This is a genomic window from Dactylosporangium sp. NPDC051087 (assembly GCF_055586325.1).
In genome coordinates this window covers 26,934-46,831 of the sequence record NZ_JBVJIJ010000048.1, presented here as the reverse complement: position 1 = coordinate 46,831, position 19,898 = coordinate 26,934, and the positions used below count along the sequence as shown (strand labels likewise).

Annotated in this window: 18 protein-coding genes; 10 read left to right on the top strand and 8 right to left on the bottom strand. The window is 73.4% G+C overall.

Annotation, left to right across the window (positions count from 1 at the left end; translation table 11 throughout):
- Positions 1-43: 43 nt before the first annotated feature.
- A complete protein-coding gene (locus tag ACZ6TV_RS50985) occupies positions 44-682 on the top strand; it encodes a TetR/AcrR family transcriptional regulator (RefSeq protein ID WP_465308217.1) in 639 nt (212 codons plus the stop codon).
- Positions 683-686: 4 nt separating this feature from the next.
- The gene (locus ACZ6TV_RS50980; protein WP_465308215.1) at positions 687-1,100 is read left to right on the top strand and encodes an AMP-binding protein; all 414 of its coding nucleotides are present in this window, start codon (positions 687-689) and stop codon (positions 1,098-1,100) included.
- On the opposite strand, the gene ACZ6TV_RS50975 is transcribed toward ACZ6TV_RS50980, so the two are convergent.
- The 4 genes from ACZ6TV_RS50975 to ACZ6TV_RS50960 are packed head-to-tail and all read right to left on the bottom strand — an operon-like array spanning position 1,063 to position 5,116.
- Complete coding sequence (locus ACZ6TV_RS50975) at positions 1,063-2,196, bottom strand: acyl-CoA dehydrogenase family protein (RefSeq protein WP_465308213.1); 1,134 nt, start codon at positions 2,194-2,196, stop codon at positions 1,063-1,065. The two genes, ACZ6TV_RS50980 and ACZ6TV_RS50975, sit on opposite strands and share 38 nt — an antisense overlap.
- 9 nt (positions 2,197-2,205) lie before the next feature.
- A complete protein-coding gene (locus ACZ6TV_RS50970) occupies positions 2,206-3,234 on the bottom strand; it encodes an LLM class F420-dependent oxidoreductase (RefSeq protein WP_465308211.1) in 1,029 nt (342 codons plus the stop codon).
- Positions 3,234-4,340 carry a CaiB/BaiF CoA transferase family protein gene (locus ACZ6TV_RS50965; RefSeq protein ID WP_465308209.1) on the bottom strand — a complete coding sequence of 369 codons (1,107 nt, stop codon included), beginning with the start codon at positions 4,338-4,340 and terminating at the stop codon, positions 3,234-3,236. The genes ACZ6TV_RS50970 and ACZ6TV_RS50965 overlap by 1 nt, the downstream gene beginning before the upstream one ends.
- Positions 4,337-5,116, bottom strand: a complete 780-nt coding sequence (locus ACZ6TV_RS50960; protein WP_465308207.1) for an enoyl-CoA hydratase-related protein — start codon at positions 5,114-5,116, stop codon at positions 4,337-4,339. Before ACZ6TV_RS50960 ends, ACZ6TV_RS50965 begins: the two co-directional genes overlap by 4 nt.
- A gap of 43 nt (positions 5,117-5,159) precedes the next feature.
- Here ACZ6TV_RS50960 and ACZ6TV_RS50955 point away from each other — a divergent pair, with 43 nt between their 5' ends.
- Positions 5,160-5,828, top strand: coding sequence for a GntR family transcriptional regulator (locus ACZ6TV_RS50955; RefSeq protein WP_354895670.1), 669 nt, complete (start codon positions 5,160-5,162; stop codon positions 5,826-5,828).
- Positions 5,829-5,903: 75 nt separating this feature from the next.
- Here ACZ6TV_RS50955 and ACZ6TV_RS50950 read toward each other — a convergent pair whose 3' ends face one another.
- Complete coding sequence (locus ACZ6TV_RS50950) at positions 5,904-7,328, bottom strand: aldehyde dehydrogenase family protein (protein ID WP_465308205.1); 1,425 nt, start codon at positions 7,326-7,328, stop codon at positions 5,904-5,906.
- A gap of 71 nt (positions 7,329-7,399) precedes the next feature.
- Between ACZ6TV_RS50950 and ACZ6TV_RS50945 the strand changes: the two genes are divergently transcribed.
- The 7 genes from ACZ6TV_RS50945 (at position 7,400) to ACZ6TV_RS50915 (ending at position 15,584) form a co-directional block, all read left to right on the top strand.
- Positions 7,400-8,575, top strand: a complete 1,176-nt coding sequence (locus ACZ6TV_RS50945) for an acyl-CoA dehydrogenase family protein (protein WP_465308203.1) — start codon at positions 7,400-7,402, stop codon at positions 8,573-8,575.
- Positions 8,576-8,754: 179 nt separating this feature from the next.
- Complete coding sequence (locus tag ACZ6TV_RS50940; protein WP_465308201.1) at positions 8,755-9,981, top strand: ABC transporter substrate-binding protein; 1,227 nt, start codon at positions 8,755-8,757, stop codon at positions 9,979-9,981.
- A gap of 7 nt (positions 9,982-9,988) precedes the next feature.
- The gene (locus ACZ6TV_RS50935) at positions 9,989-11,908 is read left to right on the top strand and encodes an ABC transporter permease (protein ID WP_465308199.1); all 1,920 of its coding nucleotides are present in this window, start codon (positions 9,989-9,991) and stop codon (positions 11,906-11,908) included.
- A complete protein-coding gene (locus ACZ6TV_RS50930) occupies positions 11,905-12,690 on the top strand; it encodes an ABC transporter ATP-binding protein (RefSeq protein WP_465308197.1) in 786 nt (261 codons plus the stop codon). Before ACZ6TV_RS50935 ends, ACZ6TV_RS50930 begins: the two co-directional genes overlap by 4 nt.
- Entirely contained in the window at positions 12,687-13,400 is a 714-nt protein-coding gene (locus tag ACZ6TV_RS50925; RefSeq protein ID WP_465308195.1) for an ABC transporter ATP-binding protein, read from the top strand. The genes ACZ6TV_RS50930 and ACZ6TV_RS50925 overlap by 4 nt, the downstream gene beginning before the upstream one ends.
- Positions 13,400-15,352: a GMC family oxidoreductase gene (locus ACZ6TV_RS50920; protein WP_465308193.1), complete on the top strand. Its 1,953-nt coding sequence runs from the start codon at positions 13,400-13,402 to the stop codon at positions 15,350-15,352. The genes ACZ6TV_RS50925 and ACZ6TV_RS50920 overlap by 1 nt, the downstream gene beginning before the upstream one ends.
- A 31-nt stretch (positions 15,353-15,383) precedes the next feature.
- Entirely contained in the window at positions 15,384-15,584 is a 201-nt protein-coding gene (locus ACZ6TV_RS50915) for a hypothetical protein (protein WP_465308191.1), read from the top strand.
- A gap of 132 nt (positions 15,585-15,716) precedes the next feature.
- Here the strand turns inward: ACZ6TV_RS50915 and ACZ6TV_RS50910 are convergent, their stop codons facing one another.
- From ACZ6TV_RS50910 to ACZ6TV_RS50900, 3 genes are all read right to left on the bottom strand, one after another.
- Entirely contained in the window at positions 15,717-16,322 is a 606-nt protein-coding gene (locus ACZ6TV_RS50910) for an RICIN domain-containing protein (protein WP_465308189.1), read from the bottom strand.
- Positions 16,323-16,531: 209 nt separating this feature from the next.
- Positions 16,532-18,646, bottom strand: coding sequence for a 3-hydroxyacyl-CoA dehydrogenase NAD-binding domain-containing protein (locus tag ACZ6TV_RS50905; protein ID WP_465308187.1), 2,115 nt, complete (start codon positions 18,644-18,646; stop codon positions 16,532-16,534).
- Positions 18,647-18,658: 12 nt separating this feature from the next.
- Entirely contained in the window at positions 18,659-19,870 is a 1,212-nt protein-coding gene (locus tag ACZ6TV_RS50900) for an acetyl-CoA C-acetyltransferase (RefSeq protein WP_465308185.1), read from the bottom strand.
- Positions 19,871-19,898 lie beyond the last annotated feature (28 nt).

Sequence of the window (19,898 nt, the reverse complement as noted above, 5' to 3'; positions counted from 1 at the left end):
CGACTGCCGGGCAGGGCAGAATCGGCACCAGCAGGAGGTGATCGTGGACCCGGACCAGTCGTTGCTGGAGCGTGCCTACCTCGACGCCGTCGAGCGCGTCGACGACCTCGACGAGGCCCGCGGCCGCATCCTCGACGCGGCCTACGAGCAGTTCTGCCGCATGGGCATCCAGCGCTCCACCATGGAGGACGTGGCCCGGCGGGCCCGCGTCTCCCGGATCACCGTCTACCGGCGGTTCGCCACCAAGGACCTCCTCGTCGAGCACGTCGTGCGCCGCGAGTTCCGGCGCTACTTCGAGGTGTTCCTCACCGACATCCAGCAGGCCGAGACCGTCGCCGACCGGGTCGTGTTCGGCTTCGTGAGCTCGCTGCGGGCGATCCGCCGCAACCCGCTCATCGGCGGGCTCATGGCCGCCGAGCCCGACCTGCTCATGCCGTCGATGCTCGGCGACGGCGGGCAGACTCTTGCCACCGTGCGGCAGTTCGTCGCCGGGCAGCTGCGCCAGGAGCAGCGCGCCGGCAACCTGCCCGGCGACCTCGACGCCGACCTCGTCGCCGAGATGATGGTCCGGGTCTCGGCGTCGTTCCTCGCGATCCCGAGCAAGGTCGTCGACCTCGACGACGAGGAGCAGCTGGCGGCGGTCGCCCGCCAGTTCCTCGTGCCGATGCTGCGCCAGGAATGACGCCATGGACGCCGACCTTCCCCCCGAGGTGGCACTGCTCGCCCGCGGCCTGACCCGGATCGGGCTCCGGCCCGGCGGCAGGCTGCTGATCGTCCTGCCCGGCCGGGCCGAGCAGTGGCTGATCGACCTCGCCGCCGCCTCGCTCGGCGCGGTGCCGGCGGCGGTCGACCCGGCGACGCGCCCCGACCGGCTGCGGCACCTCGCCCGGCACGCCGCACCGCAGCTGCTCGTGCTGGAGAGCGCCGCCGAGCTGGACAGGTGGCGGCCGATCCTCGCGGACCTGCCGAGTCTGCGCCGGATCGTCCTCGTCGACGATCCGGCGCCGCACGAGCTCAGCCTGGCCACGGTCTCCCTGGCCCAGGTGCGGGAGGCGGGGCTGCTCACAGCCCCAGCGACCGGCCGATCACTTCCTTCATGATCTCCGTGGTGCCGCCGTAGATGGTCTGCACCCGCGAGTCCAGGAACGCCTTCGCCACCGGGTATTCGCGCATGTACCCGTAGCCGCCGTGCAGCTGCAGGCAGCGGTCCACGGTGCGCTGCTGCAACTCCGTGCACCACCACTTCGCCATCGCCGCCGTCTCGGCCGTCAGCGCCGGCTCGACCAGGCAGCGGTCCACGAAGACCCGGCCGAGGCGCAGCTCCGTCGCCAGCTCCGCCAGGACGAACCGGTTGTGCTGGAAGCTGCCGATCGGCTTGCCGAACGCCTGCCGCTGCTTGCAGTACGCCACGGTCTGCTCGAACACGGTCTCGGCCGCGGCGAGCGCGGCGACGGCGATCGACAGCCGCTCGAAGGGCAGGTTCCGCATGAGGTACGCGAAGCCCTGCCCCTCCTCGCCGAGCAGGTTCGCGGCCGGCACCCGCACGTCGGAGAAGAACAGCTCGGCGGTGTCCTGCGCCTTCTGCCCGATCTTGTCGAGGTTGCGCCCCCGCTCGAAGCCGGCCGTGCCGCGCTCGACGACGAGCAGGCTGATCCCCCGGTGCCCCGCCGCCGGGTCGGTGCGGGCGACGACGATGACGAGGTCGGACAGGATGCCGTTGCTGATGAACGTCTTCTGCCCGTTCAGGACGTACGTGTCGCCGTCGCGCACCGCGGTGGTGGTGATGCCCTGCAGGTCGCTGCCCGCACCCGGCTCCGACATGGCGATGGCGGTGATGATGTCGCCGGAGCAGAAGCCCGGCAGCCACCGCCGCTTCTGCTCCTCGTCGGTGAGGTCGGTGAGGTACGGGCCGATGATGTCGTTGTGCAGGCCGAACGCGGGCCCGGTCGCGCCGGCGCGGGCGAGGCCCTCGGTGAGGACGGCGCTGAACACCCGGTCGGTGACGCCGGCGCCGCCGTAACGCTCGTCGACGAAGAACCCGAGCAGGCCGGCGGCGCCGGCGGCCCGCCACACGTCCCGGTCGACGACCCCGTCGGCCTCCCACCGCTCGTGGTGCGGGGCGATCTCCTTGTCGATGAACGCCCGCACCAGCTCGGCGAACGCCCGGTGCTCGGCGGTGAAGACGGTGCGCTCCACGGTGACTCCCTACTGGGTCATGGCTTTGACGGCGGCGATCAGGCGGCGCGGGTCTGGCCCGAGAGGCATCACGTTGAGGATCGTGACGCCGGCGTCGCGGTATGCCCGCACCCGGTCCCGGACGTAGCGCTCCGGCCCGATGAGGCTGGTCCGTTCCAGCAGCTCCGCCGGCACGGCGGCGGCCGCCTCCTCCTTGCGGCCGGCCAGGTACAGCTCCTGGATGCGGTCGGCCTCGGCGGCGAACCCGTACCGGCTGACGAGGTCGTGGTAGAAGTTGCGGTCCTTGGCACCCATCCCGCCGACGTAGAGCGCGATCAGCGGGCGGGCCAGGTCCCGTAGCCCGGTGACGTCGTCGCCGATCGCGAGCGGCCCGCCGGCGGCGATCTCCAGCGGCCCCAGCGCCGGGTCGCGTTTCTCCCGCCCGGCGGCCAGGGCGGCGCCCCACACGTCCGCGGCGCGGGAAGGGTCGTAGAGGAACGGCATCCAGCCGTCGGCGAGCTCGGCGGTCATCCGCACGTTGCGGTCGCCGAGCGCCGCGACGTAGATCGGGATGCTGTCGCGGACCGGGCGGCTGAGAATCTTCAGCGGCCTGCCGAGGCCCGTCCCGGCGCCGGGCGGGAGCGGCAGCTGGTAGGCGCCGTCGTTGACGAGGGTCTCGCGGCGCCACACCCTCCTGCAGATGCCGATCAGCTCGCGGGTACGGGCGAGCGGCCTGTCGTACGGGACGCCGTGCCAGCCCTCGATGACCTGCGGCCCGGAGGCGCCGACGCCGAGGATGGCGCGGCCGCCGGAGACCGCGTCGAGGCCGGCGGCGGTCTGCGCGAGGAGCGCGGGGGTACGGGAGTACAGCGGCAGGATCGAGGATCCGATGCTGAGCCTCGTCGTCTTCGCCGCGAGGTAGCCCATGACGGTCGGCGCGTCGAACCCGTACGCCTCGGACACCCACACGATGTCGAGCCCGTCGTCCTCCCAGGCCGCGACGCGGTCGGCGGCCTCCCTCGGGTCGGCGTCCACCGGTAGTGCGGTGGCGATGCGCATCAGGGGCCTCCCAGCCAGTCCTTGACGACGTCGTCGGTGTGCTGCCCGGGCACCGGTGGCAGGCCACCGATCGCGCCGGGGGTCCGCGAGAAGCGGGGTGCGGCGGCGGGCTGCACGATGCCGTTGTGGACCTCGAAGGTGCCGCGTGCGACCAGGTGCGGGTGGCCCGCGGCCTCGGCGAGTGACAGCACCGGCGACACGCACGCGTCGGTGCCGTCGAACACGGCGGTCCATTCCGCTCTGGTACGGGTGGCGAACACCTCCGTGAACCGCTGCCGCAGCACCGGCCAGCCCTTGACGTCGTGCTGGGCGGGCAGGTCCGGGTCGGCGTCGAGGCCGAGCAGGCGCAGCAGCTCGGCGTAGAACTGCGGCTCCAGGGCACCGACGGCCAGGTGCCCGCCGTCGGCGGTGGCGTAGACGGCGTAGAACGGTGCGCCGCCGTCCAGCAGGTTCCGTCCCCGCTGCAGGCGCCAGGCGCCGGTGGCGAGGAACCCGGCGAACATCGTGGTGAGGTGCGCGGTGCCGTCGACGATCGCGGCATCCACGACCTGGCCCACGCCCGTGGTGCGGGCGACGTGCAGCGCGGCGAGGCAGCCGACGACGAGGTACAGCGAGCCGCCGCCGAAGTCGCCGACGAGGTTCAGCGGGATCTGCGGCGGGCCGTCGGCGGCGCCGATCGGGTGCAGGGCACCGGCGAGTGCGATGTAGTCGACGTCGTGCCCGGCGGTCTGCGCGAGCGGGCCGTCCTGGCCCCAGCCGGTCATCCGCCCGTACACCAGGGCCGGGTTGCGCTCCAGTGCCGCGTCCGGGCCGACGCCGAGGCGTTCGGCGACGCCGGGGCGCCAGCCCTCCACGACGATGTCGGCCTTCGCGGCGAGGTCGAGGACCCGGCCGGCGCCGGCGGGGTCCTTCAGGTCGACGACGATCGAGCGCTTGCCGCGGTTGAGCAGGTCGGTGCGGGGGTCGCCGGCGGCCAGCGGGCCGGGCTCGGGGCGGTCGACGCGCACGACGTCGGCGCCGAGGTCGGCCAGCAGCATGGCGGCGAACGGGCCGGGCCCGATGCCGGCGAGCTCCAGAACTCTGACACCTGCCAGTGGTCCGGTCATGCGTCCCACCTCGGCGTGCTGCCCTGTACCAACGCGGCCGCCGCGGCACGGAAGTCCGGGCCCGACAGGGACTCCCCCATCAGGCGGACGGCGTCGGCGGTCGCGTCCGCTGCGGTGCTGTCCAGGCCGGACCACACCTGGCGCCGGATGATCGCCATCGACGACGGTGCGCAGTGCACGGCGAGGTCGGCGGCGTAGGCCTGGGCGGCGGGCAGGACCTCGGCGCGGGGCAGGACCCGCTGCGCCAGGCCCATCCGCTGCGCCTCCGCCGCGTCGATCTTGCGGCCGGAGACGAGCAGGTCCATGGCGTTGCCGACGCCGATGAGGCGGGGCAGCAGCCAGGCGCTGCCGTACTCGGCGATGAGGCCGAGCCGGCTGAACGCGGTGGACAGGCGCGCCTCGGCGGCGAGGAACCGCACGTCGGCGTAGAGGGCGTGGACGAGCCCGAGGCCCGCGGCGCCGCCGTTGACCGCGGCGACGATCGGCGTGCCGAGGGTCAGCGGCAGGTGCGGCTCGAAGCCGAGCTCGTGCAGCAGCCGGTCGCGGTGCCCGGGGTCGAGCAACGCCTGCAGCGCGGCGGGGTCGGCGCCGGCGCAGAACCAGTCGCCGGCGCCGGTGACGACGATCGCGCGGACCGCCGGGTCGTCGTCGGCCGCCTTGAGCGCCGCGTAGTAGTCGCGGAACATCTCCCACGTCATGGCGTTACGGTGGTCCGGCCGGTCGAACCAGATCGTGCGTACGCCGTCGCGGGTCTCGACCCGCAGGCCACTGCTCATCGCGCTCCCTCTTTGACTTTTGACATTTGATACTATTGCGGGCATGTCCAAGCTGTCAGACGGCCGCCCGCAGTTGTCGGAGACCGTGGCGAGCCTGCTCCGCGACCGGATCATGTCCGGCCAGCTGCGCCCCGGCTCGCGGATCCGGCTCGAGCAGGTCGCCGAGGAGACCGGGCTGAGCATCACCCCGGTCCGCGAGGCGCTGCTGATGCTGCGCGCCGAGGACATGGTCGAGCTGCAGCCGCGCCGCGGGCACGTGGTCGCGCCGCTGTCCCGGCAGGACATCATCGACGTCTTCGGGCTGCAGGGGCACATCGCCGGCGAGCTGGTCGCCCGGGTCGCCACCGTCATCACCCCGGCGCAGCTGGACGAGCTGCGCGCGGTGCACCAGCGGCTGGCCAAGGCCGCGCAGGCGCGGCAGGCGAGCAAGGTGGAGCAGCTGGAGTTCGAGTTCCACCGCGGCATCAACCGGCTCGCCGACGCCCGCAAGCTGTCGTGGCTGCTGCGGGCCGCGACCCGCTACACGCCGACCCGCTTCTACGCCGCCGACGCCGCCTGGCGCGCCGCGATGGTCACCGACCACGAGGCGCTGCTGGCGGCGCTGGCGGCCAACGACGCCGACGCGGCCCGCCCGGTCATGGCCCGCCACTTCACCGACGGCGCCGAGCGCCTCGTCAAGCACCTCGACGACCTCGGCCTCTGGACCGCCTGACCTGGCCTTTCGGCCGAGCGGCCGGCCGGACGGGCGGATGGACGGGCTGGTGGACGGGCTTCGCAACGGCCGACCTCACCCGCGCCCGTGACGCAGCTTGAACATCGTCAGCGACGTGCGCATCGCCTTCTCGGCGGGCTGCAGGGTCAGCAGGTCGATCGGCGGGCGGAAGCGTTGCCACGTCACGGACTTGGCCCGGCTGAACTCGCGCAGCCCGTCGGCGCCGTGGACCCGGCCGAAGCCTGAGTCGCCGACGCCGCCGAAGGGCAGCGCGGGCACGGCGGCGTAGCCGAGGACCGAGTTGACCGAGACCGCGCCCGCCCGCAGCCCCGCGGCGAGCGCCCGCCCGGTCGCGCGGCGGCGGGTGAAGATCGAGCCGGCCAGCCCGTAGGCGGTGGCGTTCGCGCGGCGCAGCGCCTCGTCGGTGTCGGCGACCCGGTTGACGATCAGCACCGGGCCGAACGTCTCCTCGGTGACGGCGGCGCTGTCCTCGGGGACGCCGGCGAGCAGGACCGGGTCGACGAACGGCGGGCGCACCGAGGCCGCGTCGCCGACGACGGCCCGGCCGCCGCGGTCGATCGCGTCGGTGATGTGCCGCCGGACGATCTCCGGCTGCGTGGGCGTGGTCATCGGCCCGTAGGGCGCGTCGGCCTCGGCGCCCGGCCGCACCTCGCGCAGCAGCGGGGTCAGTTCGGCCAGGAACGCGTCGTGGACGGCGTCGACGACGTAGATGCGCTCGACGCCGGCGCAGGTCTGGCCCGCGTTGCCGAGGCCGCCGAACACCGCGGCGTTCGCCGCGGCCGGCAGGTCGGCGTCGGCGGTGACGATGAGCGCGTCCTTGCCGCCGCCCTCGATGACGACCGGGGTGAGCCGCTCCGCGCAGGCCGCCATGACGCGACGGGCCGTGGCCGCGGAGCCGGTGAACGCGATCTTGTCCACGCCCGCCCGGCACAGCGCGGCGCCGGTCGCGCCGTCACCGGTGACCACCTGCAGGACCGGGTGCTCCGGCAGCAGTTCGAGCCAGCGCGCGGCCAGCCACGACCCGACGCCGGGCGTGAACTCGCTGGGCTTGAACACGACCGCGTTGCCGGCGGCGAGCGCGTGGGAGATGGAGCCCATCGGCGTGTAGAAGGGGTAGTTCCACGGGCCGATCACGCCGACCACCCCGAACGGCACGTACTCGACGGTGCTGGCCTGGTTGAAGGCGAGCATGCCCGAGGACACGGAACGCCGCTTGAGCACGCGGCCGGCGTGGCGGGCGGCCCAGTCGAGGTGCTCGACGGTGAGCATCACCTCCAGCAGCGCCCCCGCGAGCGGCTTGCCGGTCTCCTCGCGGATCAGCGAGGCGAGCTCGGTGACCCGCCGGGCGATCGACGCCTTGAACGCCAGCAGATGGTGCCGCCGCTGCCGGGCGGTGAGGCCCGCCCACCAGCCGGCGGCGGTGCGGGCGCGCTCCACCGCCGCCTCAACAGCCACCTCGTGCGCGACGGCCGACGTCATCGAGACCTCCCTGACATTTGATATTCGATAGTTTAGCCTCGGTGTCAATCCCCGCGTTCACGACGGCATCCATGGAGGAACCAGCTGTGGAATACAACGACGAACAACGATCCCTGGTGGCCGCGGTGCAGGACTTCTGCCGCCGGGAGGCCGGCAGCCGGGAGCAGCGCCTGGCGCTGACCGACGGCGGCAGGGAGAACCACAGCCCCGAGCTCTACCGCAAGATGGCCGACCTCGGCTGGCTCGGCATGGCGCTGCCGGAGGAGTTCGGCGGCGGTGGCGCCGGCATGGTCGACCTGTGCCTGTTCCTGGAGACGACCGCGAAGGCGATGGCCCCGATCGGCGGCTTCACCACCTCGATCATCGTGGCCGCCGCGTACGAGCGCTTCGGCTCGCCCGAGCAGAAGAAGGTCGTCCTCGGCGGGGTCGCCCGCGGCGCCATCGAGGCGATCGCCATGTCGGAGCCCGAGGCCGGCTCGGACGTGGCGAACCTCAGCTGCCGCGCCGAGCGCCGCGGCGACGAGTGGGTGGTCAACGGGCAGAAGACGTGGTGCTCCAACGCGCACCTCGCCGAGCGCATCCTGCTCGTCGCGCGGACCAGCGGCCGCGCCGGTGACCACAGTGGACTCACCATGTTCCAGGTCCCCACGACGGCCGCCGGACTGACCGTCTCCGGGATCGACACGATGGGCGGCCGGGAGGTCAACGACCTGTATTTCACCGACTGCGCGCTGCCCGCGGACGCCGTCGTCGGCACGCTCGACGCCGGCTGGCGGCAGCTGATGGCGGGGCTCAACCTGGAGCGGCTGATCCTCGCCAGCCTCATGCTCGGCACCGCGCAGCGCGCGTTCGACGACGTCGTGGAGTACGTGAAGGGGCGGCGCCAGTTCGGCCGGCCGATCGGCTCGTTCCAGGTGCTGCGGCACCGCCTCGCCGACCTCGCCACCGAGATCGAGTGCGCCCGGCTGCTCGTGTACGCGACGGCCGCGCAGGTCGACCGCGCACCCGACACGGTGCTGCCGCGGGAGACGTCGATGGCGAAGCTGAAGGCGACCGAGACCGCCCGCCGGGTGACGCTCGACGCGATGCAGATGATGGGCGGCTACGGCTACGCCACCGAGTTCGACATGGAGCGCCTGGTCCGCTCGTCGATCGTCTCCACGGTGTACGGCGGCACCAGCGAGATCCAGCGCGACATCATCGCCAAGACCTACGGGCTGCACGAAGTTAGTAGTGAGTCGCAGTAGTACCGCGCGGATACTTCCCAATAAGTTAACGCTGACTTACAGTGCCTCCTACGCGATCCACGGGCGTCGCCGGCAATGCCGGCGGCGCCCCACGGGCGTCGCCGGGAAAGCGCGCCGCGACGCCTCACGGGCCCCCGCCCGCCCCCTCGAGGCAACCATGTGATCGAAGTGGAGTTCCCATGCTCCGAATCAAAACCCTCGCCGCCGTCGCCGTTGTCATGGTCACCGCCGCCTGCGCCGAGGACACCGCCGAGCCGCAGCGCGCCGCACCCAGCTTCTCGAAGCCGCCGATCACCGTCGGCTTCCTCAACCCGAACGGCGGGCCGGTCCCGCAGCCCGGCACCGACACCGGCGTCAAGGCCGCCCTCAAGTACGTCAACACCGAGCTGGGCGGCATCAACGGCCACCCGCTCGAGGTCGTGTACTGCGACACCGACACGACCCCGGAGAAGGCGCAGTCGTGCGCCAACACGTTCGTGGAGAAGAAGGTCGTCGCCGTCATGGACGGCTACAACCTGTCCTCCAGCGCCACCCTGCCCGCGCTGACCGCCGCGCGGATCCCGCTCGTCGGCATGATCCCGTTCGACTCCGTCACCGGCGCCAAGGCCGAGAACCGGGTGTTCTTCGCCGCCCCGCAGGCGTCGTTCCTCGTCGGCGCGCTCCAGGCGTTCAAGACCGCCGGGAAGACGTCGGTCACCCTCGCGCTCGTCGACACCCCGTCGTCGCACCAGACCATCGACAACCTGCTGCCGGTGCTGGCGAAGACCCTCGGCATCACCGCCAAGGGCATCTACTTCTCCCCCACCAACCCCAACTTCACCGCCGTCGCCTCCACCATCGCCCAGGACAAGCCCGACGTCGGCGGCCTCGTCGCCTCCCCCAGCGAGGCCGTGTGCACGGCGCTGGTGAAGGCGCTGCGGCAGCTGCAGTACAAGGGCGACATCTTCACCGCCGCCTGCACCGACTACATCAAGGCCGGCCCCGCGCAGGCCGCCGGCGGGGCGCTGTACTCCTCCAACTGGCTGCCGGTCGCGGCGAAGTACGTGCCCGCCGAGCTGCAACGGGAGCTGTCCCTCGCCACGAGGTACATCGACGGCGTCGAGGGCGGCACCGGCGGCTACTACGCCGTCGGCGAGTTCGCGCTGCTGGTGAACTTCGCCAAGGCGATGTCCAGCGCCGCCGAGACCGACCTGACCGGCCCCGGCGTGCTCAAGACACTCAAGGGCCTCAGGGACTTCCCGAGCTTCCTCGGCCCGCGGCTCAAATGCGGCAGCGCCACCTCACCGAACTGCACGACGCAGATCCTGCTGTACGTCGTGCAGCCCGACGGCTCGGCGAAGCCCGTCACGGACACCTGGATCACGCCGGTCCCGCAGGTCCTCGCCGCGATCCCGGGCGCGGTGTAGCGGCACCATGGATCAGGTCCTGCTCTTCCTCACGCTCGGCTTCGCCGCCGGCGCCGTGTACGCCGTCATCGCCACGTCCATCGTGGCACTGCACGTCGCCACCGGGGTCCTCAACTTCGCGCAGGGATCGCTCGCGCTGTGGGGCGTCTGGGTCGTCGCCGAGCTGCGCCGCAGCGGCACCCTGGTCCTGCCGGTCGGGTCAGTGCCGTTGGGCACCGCGGCAAGAGAAGCGTGGACGGCGGTGGCGCTCGGGGTGCTGAGCACGGCGGCGCTGGCGTTCGCCGCGCACTGGCTGGTGTTCCGGCCGCTGCGCGGCGCGCCGCCGCTGTCGCAGGTGGTGGCGTCGGTCGGGCTGATGCTCGCGATCGGCTCGCTGGTGCCGCTGCGGTTCCGGACCGACGGTGCGCTCGCGGCGCCGCTGCTCACCGACCGGACGCTCGGGGTGGCCGGGACGCGGCTCAACGTGAGCGACCTGATCCTCCTCGCGGTGGCGTTGACCGCGACCGTGGCGTTCTCGGTGTACTTCCGGCGGACCCGCTGGGGCGTCGCGACCCGGGCCTGCGCCGAGGACGAGCGGGCCGCCCGGCTCACCGGCCTCTCGCCGGACCGGCTCGCCGCCGTCGCGTGGCTGTGCACCGGCGCCGCGACGGCGCTGGTCGCGGTCCTCGCCGCGCCGACCGTCGGGCTCGACCCGATCGGGTACATGTTCTACGTCCTGCCCGGGCTCGCCGCGGCGCTGCTGGCCCGGCTCACGTCGGTCCTGACCGCGGGGCTCGCCGGTATCGGCATCGGCTGCTTCCAGTCGCTGCTGCTGCTGGCGAGCACCGTCGACGGCTGGCCCGCCTGGGCGCAGGCCGGGCTCGGCGACGCGGTGCCGTTCGTGCTCGTCGTCGTCGCGCTCGTCGTGCTCGGCCGCGGCATCCCCGCCCGCGGCGCGCCCGGCGCGGACCGGATGCCGGCGGTGGCGCTGCCCCGGCACCGGCTGCGGGCGGGCCTGCTGCTCGCGGGCGCGGCCGCCGCCGCGATCGCCCTCACGTCCGGCAGCTGGCGCTTCGGGGTCGTCACCTCGATCATCATGGCGCTGATCGCCCTGTCCCTGGTCGTGCTCACCGGCTACCTGGGGCAGATCTCCCTCGCGTCCATGGCCTTCGCCGGTACCGGCGGCTTCGTGCTCTCCAGGGCCACCGTCGCCTGGGGGCTGCCCTTCCCGCTCACCGTCCTCGTGTCGGCGGGCGTCGCCACGCTCGTCGGGGTCGCCGTCGGCCTGCCGGCGCTGCGGATCCGCGGCGCCCAGCTGGCGGTCGTCACGCTCGCCGGGGCGATCGCCATCCAGCAGCTCGTGTTCGCCAACCCGGCGCTGACCCCGTTCGAGGGCAACCTCATCGACGGGCCGACCCTCCTCGGCTGGAACCTCGAGGTGCGGCGCGGCACCGACCTGACGACGACCGCGTTCGCCGGCACGGTCGTCGTCGTGGTCGGGGTGCTCGCCGCCGCCGTCGCGCGGCTGCTCGCCGGCACGACCGGGCAGGCGTTCCTCGCGGTGCGCGCCAACGAGCGCGCGGCGGCCGCGGCCGGCATCGACGTGGCCCGCACGAAGCTCGCCGGGTTCGCCGTCGCCGCGTTCCTCGCCGGGGTCGGCGGCTGCCTCATCGGGTACAGCCGCTCGCAGCTGTCCGCGGAGTCGTTCAACGTCATCGTCGGCCTCGGCGTGCTGTGCATGACCTACGTCGGCGGCATCACCCGCATCGGCGGCGCCGTCATCGCCGGTCTCGTCGCGCCGCTCGGGGTGCTGTACACGCTGCTCAACACGACGTTCGGCCTCGGCCGGTACTACACGCTCATCGCCGCGTGCGCGCTCGTCGTCACCGCGGTGCTCAACCCCTCCGGCATCGCCGGGCATCTCCACCGCCGGAAGGTCGCGGCATGACGCTCCTGGAAGCCACCGGACTCACGGTGCGGTACGGCGGCGTCCTCGCCAACACCGACGTCACCCTGCACGTCGGCGCCGGCGAGGTGGTCGGGCTGATCGGGCCGAACGGCGCCGGCAAGACCACGTTCGTCGACGCCGTCACCGGCTTCACCGCCGCCCGCGGCACCGTCACCCTCGCCGGGCGGCGCCTCGACGGGCTCCCGCCGCACGCCCGCCGCCGCGCCGGGCTGGCCCGCACCTGGCAGGCGGGCGAGCTCTTCGGCGACCTGACCGTCCGGCAGAACGTCGCCGTCGCCGCCGCCCGGGGCCCGCTGCGCAACCTGTGGAGCGACCTGACCGGGCGGGTCGCCCGGGCCGGCGGCGTGGACGCGGCGCTGGAGATGTTCGGCCTGCAGTTCGTGGCGGACCGGCGCCCCGGCGAGCTGAGCCTGGGCCGGCAGAAGATCGTCGGGGTGGCCCGCGCCCTCGCCGGCGGGACCCGCGCGGTCCTGCTCGACGAGCCGGCCGCCGGGCTCGACACCGACGAGAGCGCCGAGTTCGGCGGGCACGTGCGGGCGATCGCGGCGGCGGGCCTCGGCGTGCTGCTCATCGACCACGACATGAACCTCGTCTTCGACGTCTGCGACCGGGTGTACGTCCTGGACTACGGCGCCGTCATCGCCGCCGGCACGCCCCGCGAGGTCCGCGCCGACCCGGCCGTGCGGACCGCGTACCTCGGCGCCCCGGCCGAAGCCGGCACCCCGGCCGACGCCGGCGCCCCTCAGGAGGTGCCCTCATGACCGCCGTCCTGAAGCTGGCGGGCGTCACCGCCGGGTACGCGGGCGTCCCCGCCGTGCGGGACCTCGACCTCGAGGTCGGCGAGGGCGAGGTCGTCGCGCTGCTCGGCCCCAACGGCGCCGGCAAGACCACGACGCTGCTCACCGCCGCCGGCGTCATCGCCCCGACCGCGGGCACCGTCACCGCGTACGGGCGGCCGCTGCACCGGCGTGTCGAACGCAACGCCCGCGCCGGGCTCGTCCTGGTCCCCGACACCCGCGGCGTGTTCCACGGCCTGACCGTCCGGGAGAACCTGACCCTCGCCCGGCGGGCCGACCTCGGCCGGGTGCTGGAGCTGTTCCCCACCCTGGAGCCGCTGCTGGCCCGCCGGTGCGGGCTGCTGTCCGGCGGCGAGCAGCAGACGCTCGCCATCGCCAAGGCCCTCGTCAGCATGCCGCGGATCCTGCTGATCGACGAGCTCAGCTTGGGCCTGTCCCCCATCGCCGTGCAGGCGATCCTGCCGACCGTCCGGGCGCTCGCCGACCGGCTCGGCGTCGCCGTCGTGCTCGTCGAGCAGCACATCGACCTCGCCCTGACCGTCGCCGACCGGGCCGTCGTGCTCCACCACGGCCGCGCCGTCCTCGCCGGATCCGCCCGCCGGCTGCGCGCGCAGCGGCACACCGTCGCCGAGGCGTACTTCGGCGCGTCACCTTCTACGATCGGGAAGTCCTGATGGAACTCACCGCCCGGCAGCGCGCCGCGCTCGCGAGCATCTGCGACACCTTCGCGCCCGGCGACGGCGACGGCATCCCGTCGGCCCGCGAGATCGGCGCCGTCGACATCATGGCCGGTCTCGTGCTGGGCAACCCGCGCGCCGCCGAGACCCGGCAGTTCCTGCGGCTGCTGACGCTGTGGGACTCGCCGCTGGCCGCGCCGCTGCGGGGCGGCGGGCCGCGCTCGTTCTCCCGGCAGCCGCAGGCCCGGCGGGAGGCGATCCTGCTCGGGCTCGCCGAGTCCGGCAACGCCCGCAAGCGGGCGCTGTTCCAGGCGCTCAAGGGCGCCGCGACACTCTCCTACTACCTGGCGCCCGGCCCGACCGGGCACTCGCCGCTGTGGGACGCGATCGGCTATCCGGGCCCCCTCGGCACCCGGGCCGACGCCGCGGAACCGCCGCTGCGACCGATCCGGCCGGCCGGACCGACCGTCCTGGACTGCGACGTGGTGGTCGTCGGATCCGGGGCGGGCGGCGGGACCGCGGCCGCCGTCCTCGCCGCCGCCGGGCTCGACGTCGTCGTCGTGGAGAAGGGCGCCTACCACGACGACCGGGACTTCGACGGCGGCGAGCTGTCCGGCCTGTCCCGGCTCTACGCGCCCGGCCCGGCCGCGACCGCCGAGGGGCAGCTGAGCCTGCTGCAGGGCCAGGGCGTCGGCGGCGGCACCGTCGTCAACTACTCCACGTCGTTCCGCACGCCGGCCGGTGTACGCGACGAGTGGGCGTCGCACGGCGTGCCGCAGTTCGCCACCGACGAGTACGACGCCTCGCTCGACGCGGTCTGGACCCGCCTCGGCGTGAACCTCGACCACGGCGCGATCTCCTCCCGCGACGCCCTCATGCAGGCCGGGCTCACCAAGCTCGGCTGGCACGTCGCGGAGATGCCGCGCAACGTCATCGGCTGCGACACCGGCGTCGAGTGCGGCCGGTGCGGCCTCGGCTGCCGCATCGGCGCCAAGCAGTCCGTGGCGAAGACCTGGCTCGTCGACGCGCAGCGGGCCGGCGCGCGGCTGCTCGTCGGCGTCGACGTGCGGACCGTCACCGTCGCGGCCGGCGCCGCCACCGGCGTCACCGGGCACACCGCCGACGGCTTCCCGGTCACCGTGCGTGCCCGGGCGGTCGTCGCCGCCGCCGGCAGCATCCAGACACCGGCGCTGCTGCGCCGCTCCGGGCTCACCAACCCCAACATCGGCCGGCACCTGCACCTGCACCCGGCCACCGGCGTCTGGGGCACGTTCGCCGAGGAGGTCCGCCCGTGGGAGGGCGGGATGCAGACGCGGTACTCCACCGAGCACGCCGACCTCGACGGCCACGGCTACGGCGTCATCTACGAGACGGCCGCCACCAACCCGGCGATCGCCGTGTCGTTCATGAGCTGGCGCGGCGCGCGGTCGCACCTCGCCCAGATGCGCGCCCTGCCGCACCTCAGCGGCGTCGGCGTCATCACCCGCGACCGCGACGCCGGCCACGTCACCGTCGACCGCGACGGTGAGCCCGTCGTGCACTACCGGCTCTCCGCGTACGACGCCGCCCACATGCGGGCCGGGATCGCCGGCGCGGCCCGCATCGTGGAGGCCGCCGGCGCGCTGACCGTCTTCTCCGGCCACCAGCGCGGCCTGACGTGGCAGCGCGGCAAGGGCTCGATCGACGACTTCATCGCGTACACCGGCGGCCTCGGCACCGCGCCCGGCCAGCTGTCGATGGCGGCGCTGCACATCATGGGCGCGGCCCGCATGGGCGGCTCCAAGGCCACGTCGGCCACGGACCCCGACGGCGCGACGTGGGAGGTCCCGAACCTCGTCGTCGCCGACGCGTCCTGCTTCCCGACGTCGTCCGGCGTCAACCCGATGATCTCCGTCGAGGCGATCGCCCACATGAACGCCCGCCGCCTCGCCGCGGCGCTGCGCAACTAGGATCGGCGGCGGGACGCTGCCGACCCCGGCCGTGGAGCGGCTCGCCCACTCCGTCGCGGTCTTCACCGGCCACCTGCCCCTGGGCCGGACCTGGTTCGCGGCGCTGGTGGCGGCGACCGGCACCGACGACGCCGCGCTTCCCGCGCTCCTCGGCCGCCCGTCGGTCACGCTCGCCAAGCGTCTCGACGAGTGCACCTACGTCTCCATCACACGCGGACACGACCCGGGCTGACCGCGCAGCGCAGGTACGACCGGCTCGCCGCGAGCGGGTTCTTCGCGCCCGTCGTCTCGGTCGCGACCGCCGACGTCACCGCCGCCCTGATGGTCGCAGTGAGCGCGGCCACCAGGGGCGGGGCGTCCGGTGCTACGCGGGGAACAGTGAGGTGTAGACCCAGCGCTGGTTCGCGCTGCCGTCGGGCCACCACAGGATGACCGCCGCGCCGTTGGCCGTCGAGCCGGCGTCGACGCCGATCACCCAGCTGGAGCTGGCGGAGTGGTATGCGTTGAAGTTGCCGAGCAGCCCGTAGCCGCCGCTGTCCTTGTCGAACCAGCGCCAGTACTGGTCCGGGCTGTTCAGGTCGCAGCGGAAGCCGAACACCCGCGCTCCGGCCGCGGTGCTGCGGCCGTTGACGGCCAGGCACTGCCCGTTGCGGTTCACGACCTGTCCCCAGCACATCGTCAGGCTGTCGTTCTCGCACAGGGCCGGAGTGTCACGCCACGCCCACATCTGATCGTCGTTGGTGGTGCAGTCCCAGTTTCCGGCGAGGCCCGCGGCGATGCCGACACACTTGCCGATCTTGTTGTGGATCTGACGGTAGGTCAGGCTCAACGCCGCACCGTTGACCTTCATCGTGACCCCGGGCCGCGGTGCGGGTGCTGCGGTCGCGGCCTCGCCCGTGACCAGCACCGTCGCGGCCGTCACGGCGATGGCGACGGCCAGCATGCCGCCGATGCGCCGTCGGATTGCCATTGCAGGCATGCACGTCTCCCCGTAAGACGAAGACCGGCACGCATCGCCGGTCATTGATGCCGGAAGGTATCTTCCGGCTCCCGGCCGGTCAACCGCGTCGACCGCTTCGCCGGGATCCACTCCTCCTCCGCGTCACCGTCCGGGCTTTCCTCGGCGAAAGGGCACGGCGCGGCAGAGGGTGCGGGTCGGGAGCCCGCACCCTCTGACGGCTACTCGAAGCGTTCGCCGCGGGCGGCCTTGTCCAGCAGGAGCTGGGGCGGCCCGAAGCGGGCGCCGTAGCGGGCGGCGAGCTCCGACGCGCGGGCGGTGAAGCCGGGCAGGCCGCCCTGGTACTGGTTGGCGTACTGCAGGACACCACCGGTCCAGGCCGGGTAGCCGATGCCGAGGATGGAGCCGACGTTGGCGTCGACGGCGGAGGTGAGGACGCCTTCGGAGAGGCAGCGGATGGTCTCGAGGGTCTCGATGAACAGCATCCGTTCGATGAGGTCGGTGAGGGGGACGTCGAGGTTGGTGCCGCCGAACGCGTCGCGCAGGCCGGGCCAGAGGCCGGCGCGCCGGCCGTCGGTGTAGTCGTAGAAGCCGGCGCCGCCGGAGCGGCCGGGGCGGCCGGCGGCGATCAGGTGGTCGATGACGGCGTCGGCGGCGTGCGGGGTCCAGGTGCCGCCGGCGGCGACGACCGCGGCCGCGGTCTCCTGGCGGATCTTCTGGGGCAGGGTGAGGGTCAGCTCGTCCATCAGCGCGAGGACCGGCGCCGGGTACCCCGCCTGCGAGCTGGCCTGCTCGATGGTGGCGGCGGGGATGCCCTCGGCGAGCATCGAGACGCCCTCGTTGGTGAACGTGCCGATGACCCGGCTGGTGAAGAACCCGCGGCTGTCGTTGACGACGATCGGCGTCTTCTTCAGCTGCCGCACCACACCCAGCGCCCGGTCCACGGCGGCGGCGGAGGTGGCGCTGCCGCGGATGACCTCGACGAGCGGCATCTTGTCCACGGGCGAGAAGAAGTGCAGCCCGACGAAGTCCTCCCGCCGCGTCACGCCCTCGGCGAGCAGCGAGATCGGCAGCGTCGAGGTGTTGGAGCACAGCAGCGCGTCCGGCGCGACGACGTCCTGGACCTCCGCGAACACCTTGTGCTTCAGGCCCGGGTCCTCGAACACGGCTTCGATGACCAGGTCGCACCCGGCGAGGTCCGCCGGGTCCGCGGTCGGGGTGATCCGGCCCAGGATCTCCTCGGCGGGCAGGAACGGCTTCTTCGCCAGGACCCGGGCCGAGTACGCCTTGCCGCGGGCGGCTGCCTCGACGGTGACGTCCTTGAGCAGCACCTGCATGCCGGCCTTCGCGCACACGTACGCGATCGCCGCGCCCATCATGCCCGCGCCGAGGACCGCGACCCTGCCGAACTTCTGTGCCGCGGCGCCGCGCGCGTTGGCGGCCTGCACGTCGAAGAACAGCGCCTTGATCATGTTCTTGGCGATCTGACCGGTGGCGAGCTCGATGAAGTACCGGCCCTCGATCGTGAACGCCGTCTCCAGGTCGACCTGGGCGCCCTCGACGGCGGCGGCGAGGATGTTGCGCGGCGCCGGGTAGGGTGCGCCTTTCAGCTGCTTGCGCAGGGTCGCCGGAAACGCGGGGAGCTGGGCCGCGAGCGCGGGTGTCGACGGTGTGCCGCCGGGGATGCGGTAGCCCTTCACGTCGTACGGCTGGACCGCGCCGGGGTGCTCAAGAATCCACGCCTTCGCCCGGTCGAGCAGCTCCTCGCGGGGCGCGACCTCGTGCACCAGGCCGTGTTCGAGCGCGGCCGAAGGGCGGTGCCGCTGGCCGCGGACCAGCCAGTTGGTGAGCGCGTCCGCGATGCCGAGCAGCCGGACGCTGCGCACGACCCCACCGGCGCCGGGCAGCAGCCCGAGCGTCACCTCGGGGAAGCCGATCTCGATACGGGCGTCGTCGGCGACGATGCGGTGGTGGCAGGCGAGCGCGATCTCCAGGCCGCCGCCGAGCGCGGAGCCGTTGACCGCGGCGACGACCGGCCGGCCGAGCGTCTCCAGGCGGCGCAGCGCCTGCTTGAGCCGGCGGGTGTCGGCGTCGATCGCCGCGGCGTCGGTGAGCCGCACCAGCGACTCGAGGTCGCCACCGGCGAAGAACGTCTGCTTGGCGGAGGTGAGCACGACGCCGGTGATGCCGTCGCGCTCCCGCTCCAGCCGGTCCACGGTGGCGACGAGGCTCTCGCCGAACTCGTCGTTCATCACGTTCGCGGAGCGGCCCGGGTGGTCGAGGGTCAGCAGGACGATCCCGTCCTCGCCGCGCTCCCAGCGGATGGTGTCAGCCATGTCTGTGTCCCCCTACAGGCGTTCGATGACGGTTGCGATGCCCATGCCGCCGCCGACGCAGAGCGTGGCGAGGCCGTAGCGGCCGCCGCGCCGCTCCAGCTCGTCGGTGAGGGTTCCGAGGATCATGGCGCCGGTCGCGCCGAGCGGGTGGCCCATGGCGATGGCGCCCCCGTTGACGTTGACGATGTCCATGCTGAGTCCCAGGTCGGCGACGAACCGCAGTACCACGGCCGCGAACGCCTCGTTGATCTCGACGAGATCCAGGTCGTCGACGCCGAGGCCCGCCTTCGCGAGGGCCTTGCGGGCGGCGGGTGCCGGGCCGGTGAGCATGATGGTCGGGTCGGCGCCGCTGACGGCGGTGGCGACGATGCGGGCGCGGGGCGTCAGGCCGGCGGCGGCGCCGACCGCCTCGTTGCCGATGACGACGAGCGACGCGCCGTCGACGATGCCGGAGGAGTTGCCGGCGGTGTGCACGTGCTCGATCCGCTCGACCCAGTGGTACCGCTGCAGCGCGACGGCGTCGAACCCGCCCAGCTCACCGATCGTCGCGAACGACGCCGGCAGCTGCCCGAGACCCTCCAGTGTGGACGCTCGCAGGTGCTCGTCGCGGTCGAGGACGACGAGCCCGTTGCGGTCCCGCACCGGCACGACGGACCGGGCGAAGTGGCCGTTGGCCCAGGCCTTCGCGGCCCTGGTCTGCGACTGCAGCGCGTAGCGGTCGACGTCTTCGCGGCTGTACCCGTCGAGGGTGGCGATCAGGTCGGCGCCGATGCCCTGCGGCACGAAGCCGGTGTCGTAGTTGGTCTCCGGGTCGAGGGCCCACGCGCCGCCGTCGGACCCCATCGGCACCCGCGACATCGACTCGACCCCGCCGGCGAGGACGAGGTCCTCCCAGCCGGACCGGACCTTCTGCGCGGCGATGTTCACCGCTTCGAGGCCGGAGGCGCAGAACCGGTTGAGCTGCACGCCGGCGACGGTGTCGGGCAGCCCGGCGGTGAGGGCGGCGGTCTTGGCGATGTCGGCGCCCTGGTCGCCGAGCGGTGACACGACGCCGAGCACGACGTCGTCGATGCGGGCCGGGTCCAGGCCGGGCGCGCGGCGCAGTGCCTCCTCGATCAGGCCGCTGATGAGCGACACCGGCTTCACCGAGTGCAGCGCTCCGGTGGGCTTGCCGCGGCCGCGCGGCGTGCGCAGCGCGTCGTAGATGTACGCCTCGGATGCCATGACCACTCCTCGCCTAGACGCTCTCGGA